The organism is Actinomycetota bacterium (assembly GCA_012837825.1).
Taxonomy (GTDB): domain Bacteria; phylum Actinomycetota; class Humimicrobiia; order Humimicrobiales; family Humimicrobiaceae; genus Humimicrobium.
The window spans coordinates 1-2,208 of sequence record DUQM01000097.1; the positions used below are offsets into that span (position 1 = coordinate 1).

At 32.7% G+C, this 2,208-nt stretch carries 3 protein-coding genes; all 3 read left to right on the forward strand.

Annotation, left to right across the window (positions count from 1 at the left end):
- On the forward strand, positions 1–564 hold a 564-nt coding region (locus GXZ93_07420), incomplete at its 5' end, for a glycosyltransferase family 4 protein (GenBank protein ID HHT79602.1).
- Positions 565–640: 76 nt separating this feature from the next.
- Entirely contained in the window at positions 641–1,627 is a 987-nt protein-coding gene (locus tag GXZ93_07425) for a glycosyltransferase family 4 protein (protein HHT79603.1), read from the forward strand.
- A 24-nt stretch (positions 1,628–1,651) separates the two neighbouring features.
- Positions 1,652–2,208, forward strand: a 557-nt coding sequence (locus GXZ93_07430) for a hypothetical protein (GenBank protein ID HHT79604.1), incomplete at its 3' end; no start/stop codon positions are given.

Genomic DNA, 2,208 nt, shown 5'->3' on the forward strand with positions numbered 1-2,208 from the left:
GAAAAGTCAGTATGTATTGGTTCCTTTCAAAAAGATGGTGATGGATGGAAAAAAGGAATGAGTCCCAAAATAATTAAAGGGCCGGATATCTTTTGCGATGCTGTAATAAAGCTGAGTAAAGAATATCCTATTTTTGTTTTGCTTACCGGCCCCGCAAGAGGATATGTGAAAAAAAGACTATCAGAGAACAGTGTTCCCTTTAAACATATATTTATAAAAAATTTTAATAAAATTCCGCAATATTATAAAGGAATTGATTATTATTTTATCACTTCAAGAGCAGAAGGAGGGCCAAAAGCATTAATGGAATCTTTTATATCAGGTGTACCATTGGTTAGTACCAGGATTGGAATGATAAAAGATTATTGTATAGACAAGGAAAATGCAATGATATGTCCATCTGAGAGTGTAAATTGTCTTGTAGATAAATTCAAAGAGGTGCATGAGAATAAATATTTAAGGCAAAAAATAATTGAAAATGGATTTGAAACGGTGAAGGAGCTAGACTGGAAAGTTGTAATAAAGAGTTATTATGAGAAAATCTATTCAAAATATTTTTACTAGATACCATCTTGAACTTTTATGTCTTCAGGTTATAAATTCTTTTTGGCTAACAAAGGAAACGAAACAAAGGCAATAAATGATTTTTATACCATTTGAGACTTTCACAAAAGGAGTTGGCGGCCCGTCAACATTTATGAGGAACCTTAGAGAGTATCTCATAAATAAAGAGTTTTCTTTTGTGGAAGATATTGAAAAAAAAGACATCTCGGATTCCATTTTTTTCCCTATTTCTTTTAATGAAAGAATTCTTAAATACTATAAAAAAAATAAAAAACCGATAATTCAGAGACTTGACGGTATTTACTATCCTTCCAAGCATGGTTTTAAATACCGGTATCTTAACCGGGAGATAAAAAAGGATTATTTTAAATATTCCGACTTTATTATATTTCAGAGCAAATTCAGCAGGCTTGAATGCTTTACAATAATGGGCAAAATACCTGAAGAAAAATACAGCATAATATTAAATGGTGCTGACAAGTCTGTGTTTAAACCTTCTTTAAAGACATTTTCAAAGGATAAAATTATTTTTGCCGCTACAGGTTCTTTCAGAAATAAAGATATGGTACTTCCTGTAATAAAAGCTCTTGATGAAATAGCAAAAAGTTATCAGATAGAGTATAGGGTAATAGGCCCTGTAACAAGCGATGAAGTCATAAAAATCCTTGAAAGACCTTATGTTAAACTGAGAGGCAAAAAAGACAAACATGAGTTGGGCGACGAACTGTCGGAAGCAGATATTTTAATTCACTGCCAGCTAAATCCCGCCTGTCCCAATTCAGTCATTGAAGCGATCAGTTGTGGAATTCCTGTTGTCGGATTTGATACGGGAGCAATGAAAGAAGTAATGTATTTTGCTCCTGAACTGCTTGCATATGTATCTGATGATGTTTTTCAGATTGACAAGGATTTTAAGCATGAAAGATTACTTGAAAAGCTTAATTTGTGCATAAGTGATTATGATATATATAAAGATTTGTTTCTAAAACATTCCGGTCTTTATGATTTCAATGATACATGTGAGGAATATATAAAAATCTTTAATAAAGTAGTCAATAATTAATTAATATCAGATTTATTTTATAAGATGGTCGGACTGAAAAAATTAAATTTAAAGGATTATAAAAATACCATAATACCGCTGGATAATATTGATTATCATATTTTTTACAAAAGAAATATTTCCGGAAATATTGATGCACCCAGGATAATGATTGTTAGCTATCAGCCAAACCCTCAGGCTTCAAAAATAACAAGAATGGCGATAGAAACCATAAGGAAATTTACTGATTCAGATTATGAGCTCTGGGTCATAGACAACTGCTCTCCCGAGCAAAACATAGTTTGGATGCAAGATTACGAAGATATAAACCTTGTATTTATCAGAACTCAGCCAAAAGAAATCGGGTCTTATGCCAATGGTCTGGCTCTTGAAATGGCATCCAGGTTAATAGACGAAAAATCAAAATATGTCGTTACTTTCCATCTTGATATTGCTGTTGCCGGGTATGGATGGCTGAAGTTTATGCTTTCAAAATTAAATGAAAAGGTCAGAGCCTGTGGATTCAGGCTTACAAAGGAAAGGGTCAAAGAAGGTGTTCTTCATGTCTGCGGATATCTGATAGATTTCCAGCTTTTCAGAAA